The organism is Vibrio sp. 1167 (genome assembly GCF_033340375.1).
GTDB lineage: Bacteria > Pseudomonadota > Gammaproteobacteria > Enterobacterales > Vibrionaceae > Vibrio > Vibrio alginolyticus.
Window position 1 is genome coordinate 30,437 of sequence record NZ_JAWOWK010000022.1, and the last position, 6,194, is coordinate 36,630.

Consider the following 6,194-nt stretch of genomic DNA (forward strand, 5'->3'; position numbering starts at 1 on the left):
CCATGAGTGAAGTGTCTTTTTCAATCTTCCCATTGATTGCACTCGTACTGGCTGTACAAGCTCTTTACCAAGAGTACCTAAATAATCCGGTATCAGAAGATATCCCATTAGTTGGCTTGGCGTGTTTCTTCGTAGGTGCGTTTGGTCACTCTGCGTTTATTAAAGCGCAATACCCAGAAGCAGGCTCAAACTTCTTTGCGATCATGGTTTCAATGATTTTACTCGCATGGATTGGTAAGAAGTTAGGTTTTGTCAGCAAGAAGACTTCTGCGGAATAAGCAAAACGAATCAAATTAAAAAGCGAGCCATTGAGCTCGCTTTTTTTGTATTTGACGCCGTGGGTTACACTTTGCGTTCCAAAAGCACACCCGCTTCCATGTGGTGGGTATAAGGGAATTGGTCAAACAGAGCAAAACGCGTCACGTTGTGTGTTTCGCATAGAATGTCCAAGTTCTCTTTTAGCGTCTCAGGGTTACAAGAGATGTACATGATGCGCTCGTAACCTTGCACCATCTTACAAGTATCGACATCCATCCCAGCACGTGGTGGGTCGACAAAAATCGTATTGCAGTTGTAGCTCTTCAGATCTACACCTGCATCTTGTAGACGACGGAATTCACGCTTACCTTCGATCGCTTGAGTAAATTCCTCGGCTGATAGACGTAAGATTTGTACGTTATCAATCTTATTGGCGGCGATGTTGTACTGTGCAGATACAACCGATGGCTTCGCTAGCTCAGTTGCAAGAACGCGGTCGAAATTCTGTGCCAACGCCAGCGAGAAGTTACCGTTACCACAGTAAAGTTCTAGTAGGTCACCAGTGCTTTCTTGGGTACAGTCGACAGCCCATTCCAGCATCTTCTCTGCGACTTTGCCGTTCGGCTGAGTGAAGCTGTTCTCTACTTGTTGGTAGATGTAGCTTTGACCATTTACATCGAGCTTCTCGATCACGTAGTCGCGGTCTAGGACAATCTTCATCTTACGAGCACGACCAATGATGTTTAGATTGAAGCCTTCATCATTTAAACGCTGTTTAAGGGCTTTCGCGTTTTCAATCCACTCTTCATCAAGTTGGCGATGGTAAAGGAGTGAAACCAGAATCTCACCGCTTAGCGTCGACAGGAAATCCACCTGGAACAGTTTACGACGTAGTGAGTCGTTGTCTTTCATCGCTTCAACCAATAGCGGCATCAGGTCGTTGATCAGACGGCTTGCTGCAGGGAATTGGTCAACACGGTATTTCTCACGAGTTTCTTGGTTGAACATGATGTAGTAAAGATCTTCGCCTTCATGCCAAACACGGAACTCAGCACGCATACGGTAGTGCTGCTCTGGTGATTCAAACACTTCCAGTTCTGGCACGTTGTATGGCGCGAACATATCAGTGAGACGTTCGACTTTTTCAGCCAGTTGTTCTTGGTAGCGTTGTGGGTTTACATCAAGAGTAGCCATGATCTTACCTTTTATGGTGCATTCAATTTAAGAGCGCAGATTTTATTCAATCTCAATAGGATGTCCAGTTTTGTACTGGAATTGATTTAAAGATAGTGCGTACAGGCAGAGTAGAAAGCAAAATCAATCAAGACGTTACAACTTCTAAGGGCAATATTGGCTGGACAAATAATCAATAGCTGAATAATATTTGCCTCAAGTTGGTGCTATCTAGCAATCTAGATGGCTGAAATGGGAATCTGGTGTGAATCCAGAACTGACGCGCAGCGGTAAAAGAGAACGAACGCTCATCAGACACTGCATTAGTTTATGTGGGAAGTCGAGCAAGTAGGCGGTAAACCCGTGCTCTTGAGTCCGAATACCTGCCAACAACTGAGCCACAGCACTGGACTGTCATGATGACAGGGCTCGGAAGGAATTACGCGATTTAGGACAATACAATGAGAAAATCCGCACTGGCGATCACTTTGGCATCGCTGCTTTCACCTGTCTCTTATCTACAGGCCCAAGAAACCTCCACTGACCAAACCATCGTTGTTACGGCAAACCGTTTTGAGCAAGCCGAAAGCCGTACGTTGGCAGATGTCGAAGTAGTTACTCGACAAGACATCGATCGCATTCAAGCGAAAACCCTACCAGATGTATTGCGTCGCCTTACCGGGATTCAAGTTTCACAAAATGGTGGTCGTGGTCAGTTAGCGTCTTTATTTGTTCGTGGAACCAGTTCCGACCAAGTTTTAGTACTGGTTGATGGCGTACGTTTTGCACGAGCAGCGAAGGGCGCTGTGGACTTTAACCAAATCCCACTTACTTACGTTCAACGTATTGAGTACGTGCGTGGTGCGCGTGCGTCACTTTATGGCTCGGAAGCGATTGGTGGCGTGATCAATATCATCACCATTGCGCGTGCTGACGAAGAAGGAACGAAGTTAAGTGCGGGTTTAGGCAGCTTAGATTACCAGGAATTGAGTGTGGCATCTGGTATTAAAGTCACAGAGAGCGGCCAGCTAAATATCGCGCTTGGTAGTGAAAGTGATGATGGTTATAACGTTCGTCCTGTACCGGGAGTTAATGACGGTGATCGCCATGGCTTTGATACAAAGAATGGTCTGCTAGGTTACGTGCATAACTTCAATGACCAGTGGTCTGCATTTGGTAACCTGCGTGCTTACGAAAATGTTTATCAATATGACAGCAGCTACGGCAGTCGCGGTTACTACGAAGCAGAAAAAGACGATCTTTCTGTCACTCTGGGCGGTAAGTATCAGTCTGATAATGTGATGTCAGAACTACAAGTAACAGCACAGAAACAGAAGTCTTGGAACTATGAGCAAGCAAAAGGCAAACACTCAGGTACTGAAGATGAACTTGAGCAGCAAAATGTCCAGTGGACCAACAGTTACTTGCTAAACAACAATACGACGTTTGCTGGTGGTATTGACTGGCGTAATGAGTCTTATAAAGACAAGAGTGCGAATAAAACGTTTGATCGTACCAATGGCGCTCTGTTCGGTATGGCAACCACCAGTATTGATAAAGCAATGCTTGAGGGCAGTGCTCGCCTTGATGATAACGAAGAATACGGTAGTGAGTTCACTTACAGCTTAGCGGCTGGTTACCAGTTTGTGCCAGAGTTTGGGGTTAAAGCTTCTTTTGGTACTGCGTTTAAGGCTCCAAACCTATATCAACAGTATGATCCAACATACGGTGAGAAAGATCTTAAGCCGGAAGAGTCAGATGCTTGGGAGCTAGCATTCAGCGGTGATGTCCAAGGCGTTTTTTGGTCCGTAACGGGTTATGACTATAAAATCACGAATCTTATCGATTACCATCCAACCACATACAAATATTTGAATGTCGATGGTGAAACACATATCCAAGGTGTGGAGCTTGTTGCTGAGTTTGACACAGGGATTGTGCAGCACCAGTTGAGTGCAGATTATAAAGATGCAGAAGACGATAAAGGGCATCAGTTGCAGCGCCGCGCTAAAGAAATGTATAAGTGGAATACTTTAGTGAGCTTCGATAAAGTGGATTGGTCGGTTAGCTATCAGTACGTCGGTAAGCGTCCAGATGTGGATTACAGCACTTGGCCTTCACAAGATATCACGCTTTCTTCTTACTCGTTGGTTGATACGGCGGTGACTTACTATCCGAATGAGTCGACCTCTATTAGCGCTCGTATCGATAATCTACTTGATGAAGAGTATGAGATGGCAAAAGGTTACCCTGCTGCGGAGCGAGCGTACTATCTCAACGTTGGCTACGAATTCTAATCGTGAATGAGCACAAACCGCCTTCGGGCGGTTTTTAATATTTTGTGGTGGAAAATCGAATGAAGAAACCCAAGCGAGTGGTGATCAGTTGGTCCAGCGGTAAAGATTCGACATTAACGCTTGAGCGCCTTAACGAGAATCCAAATTATCAAGTTGTCGGTTTGTACACGACTTACGTAGGGAAAGAAGTCCCTTTCCAAGCAACTCCGCTTGAAGTCGTACAAATGCAAGCAGACTTACTTGCGCTTCCGCTCATTACTATCGAGCTACCTGAAGTCTTTCCAAGTAACGACATTTATCAATCGACCATCGTTAATGCATTACAAAGTAGTGGTCTGAATATAGAAGCTGTCGCATTTGGTGATATGTTTTGTAATGGCATTGCCGATTACCGACGCAGCTATATTGAACCTGTTGGCTGGGAATGCGTCTTTCCTCTATTAGGGGAGAGCAGCGAAAAACTAGCGATGGAAATCATAGAGCGTGGTATTCAAACTATGTTAATCACCATCGACGGAAGAGTTCTCCCTCCAGAATGGTGTGGTCGCTGGTATGACAAAGCCCTAATAGAGTCATTACCAAGTCAAATTGATCCCTGTGGGGAAAATGGTGAATTTCACACATTGGTCACGTGTTCGCCATCTTTTCAAGGACATATCGAGTTGACGAAGCGAGATGTAGAATCTGGAGATAGATTCAGCCATCAAAGATACCATGCTAAAGCATTGCCAAAACAAATCTACGCAGTATGATCGCAACGTTTCTGTTCTTTAGGTAAGGCTCGTGCGAGTAGCAAGTAAGAAAAAAGTCCTAGTTTTTGACTCCGGTGTTGGTGGCCTTTCTGTATTCCAAGAGATACATCGCCTATTGCCCCAGCTAGACTACTTATACTTATTCGATAATCAAGCTTACCCTTATGGTGAACTCGATCAGGCTGTACTCATTTCACGAGTTAACCAACTGGTCTCTTCATTAGTCGAAGAACACCAAGTCGACATTGTTGTCATTGCTTGCAACACGGCGAGCACCATAGTGCTTCCTTCCTTACGCGAAAATTTATCGATTCCCGTTGTTGGTGTTGTCCCTGCGATTAAACCCGCATCGCTTTTAGCATCAAAAGGAGTAGGGCTGATCGCCACTCCGGCGACAGTAACACGCCAATATACTCACGAGTTAATACGGGACTTTGCGCAAGGCAAACCAGTTGAGATGGTGGGATCAACTCGCTTGGTAGATATGGCCGAAGAGAAGTTGCGAGGCAACAGCGTTTCTCTCGACGAACTGACAAATATCCTGCTTCCCCTTCGCGATAAAGTCGATGTTGCGGTGCTCGGTTGTACTCACTTCCCTTTAATCAAAGAGGAGATTCATCAAGCTTTGGGTGGGGACGTTACTTTAATTGATTCAGGCGCAGCGATTGCACGTCGAGTAAAAGCATTGCTATTAAGTGATGAAATTGAGGATACAGAAGAGGGAAGTAAGTCGATTTATGCCAGTGCAACTCCTTGGCAGGAAGATGCACTGAACATTTGTTTAAAGAAGCTAGGTTTTAATCCTGTTCAGGTTTACCACCATCCGGATGTTTAGGATCGTTCGCAATTCTCACTTTTAGCGTTCTCTCCATATATTCCTTTTCATTAAGTTTAGCGATAGCTGGCTTGGCATCTGCCGCAGCCATCACTACAAAACCAAACCCTCTTCTTTTTCCAGTACGCTTATCTTTCATTAAGCGTACCGCATAGACCTGTCCATATTCAGCAAACAAATCGCGAACATGACTCTCATTGGCCTTATAAGGAAGGTTGCCGACATACAGCGTTTTAGTTGAAGGATCAGGATCCGAAGATTGAAGAACAGGTGTTTTGCTAGAAAATGAAAAAAGAAAAGCAGTAGCGATAACACCAATGAGGAAGCTCAAGGCTGGTGGGATGATGAATTGAGAGAAGATGATTCCCCCAACGATGGCCAGCCCAACACATAAAATCAGATTTTTTTTAGACGTCATTTTAATTACTACACATAGTGATAAAGAGATCGATTGCCCATTAACAGAATAGACACATGAATCTTACGTATATGGTTGGTGTTTTTCCAACCAATTGCTGTGATATGTCTCAAATGTGACGAAGAAATATGCAAATATCGCACTTTTGGCTAATTTGTGACCGGTTGGTTTTTTATTTGCAAAAAACACTTGTACTAATTTCTCAACTCCCTATACTGCGCATCCACCGACACGGAGTGAGACGAAAGTCACACAGCGAGTCGGGAAGAGAAAAAAGAATTTGAAAAAATGCTTGACTCTCTCACGGTGTGAAGTAAGATACGCACCCCTAACGACGAGCAACTAAGTTGCTGAAAATGTTAGAAAAGCTCTTTAAAAATAAGAACCTATCAATCTGTGTGGGCACTCGTTGATGATAATCCAATTAGAAGCTTCGGCTTCAAATTAGGTTTCAATGAAAC

The 6,194-nt window shown here is 44.4% G+C and carries 6 protein-coding genes and 1 riboswitch; of the genes, 4 read left to right on the forward strand and 2 right to left on the reverse strand.

The window, feature by feature from the left end; all coding sequences use genetic code 11:
* Nucleotides 1-278: YijD family membrane protein (locus R7Z78_RS23330; RefSeq protein ID WP_169643936.1), on the forward strand; the 278-nt coding region annotated here is incomplete at its 5' end.
* A gap of 64 nt (nucleotides 279-342) precedes the next feature.
* Here the strand turns inward: R7Z78_RS23330 and trmA are convergent.
* Complete coding sequence (trmA, locus tag R7Z78_RS23335; RefSeq protein WP_005389691.1) at nucleotides 343-1,452, reverse strand: tRNA (uridine(54)-C5)-methyltransferase TrmA; 1,110 nt, start codon at nucleotides 1,450-1,452, stop codon at nucleotides 343-345.
* A gap of 184 nt (nucleotides 1,453-1,636) precedes the next feature.
* Nucleotides 1,637-1,837, forward strand: a riboswitch (cobalamin riboswitch).
* 55 nt (nucleotides 1,838-1,892) lie between these two features.
* Here trmA and btuB point away from each other — a divergent pair.
* From btuB to murI, 3 genes are read left to right on the forward strand one after another with little or no spacing between them, the layout of a single operon-like run.
* On the forward strand, nucleotides 1,893-3,728 hold the full coding sequence (btuB, locus tag R7Z78_RS23340) for a TonB-dependent vitamin B12 receptor (RefSeq protein ID WP_054575477.1): 1,836 nt from the start codon (nucleotides 1,893-1,895) through the stop codon (nucleotides 3,726-3,728).
* Between the two features lie 59 nt (nucleotides 3,729-3,787).
* Nucleotides 3,788-4,480 (forward strand): ATPase, encoded by a 693-nt coding sequence (locus tag R7Z78_RS23345; RefSeq protein WP_104975672.1) that lies wholly within the window; start codon nucleotides 3,788-3,790, stop codon nucleotides 4,478-4,480.
* A 31-nt stretch (nucleotides 4,481-4,511) separates the two neighbouring features.
* Nucleotides 4,512-5,315 (forward strand): glutamate racemase, encoded by an 804-nt coding sequence (gene murI, locus R7Z78_RS23350; RefSeq protein ID WP_104975671.1) that lies wholly within the window; start codon nucleotides 4,512-4,514, stop codon nucleotides 5,313-5,315.
* On the opposite strand, the gene R7Z78_RS23355 is transcribed toward murI, so the two are convergent.
* Nucleotides 5,278-5,733 (reverse strand): RNA-binding protein, encoded by a 456-nt coding sequence (locus R7Z78_RS23355; RefSeq protein ID WP_017636066.1) that lies wholly within the window; start codon nucleotides 5,731-5,733, stop codon nucleotides 5,278-5,280. The genes murI and R7Z78_RS23355 overlap by 38 nt on opposite strands.
* Between the last annotated feature and the right edge of the window lie 461 nt (nucleotides 5,734-6,194).

Coding starts and splice junctions, on each gene's coding strand:
- trmA (WP_005389691.1), bottom strand. CDS start 1,452: ATGGCTACTCTTGATGTAAACCCACAACGCTACCAAGAACAACTGGCT.
- btuB (WP_054575477.1), top strand. CDS start 1,893: ATGAGAAAATCCGCACTGGCGATCACTTTGGCATCGCTGCTTTCACCT.
- R7Z78_RS23345 (WP_104975672.1), top strand. CDS start 3,788: ATGAAGAAACCCAAGCGAGTGGTGATCAGTTGGTCCAGCGGTAAAGAT.
- R7Z78_RS23355 (WP_017636066.1), bottom strand. CDS start 5,733: ATGACGTCTAAAAAAAATCTGATTTTATGTGTTGGGCTGGCCATCGTT.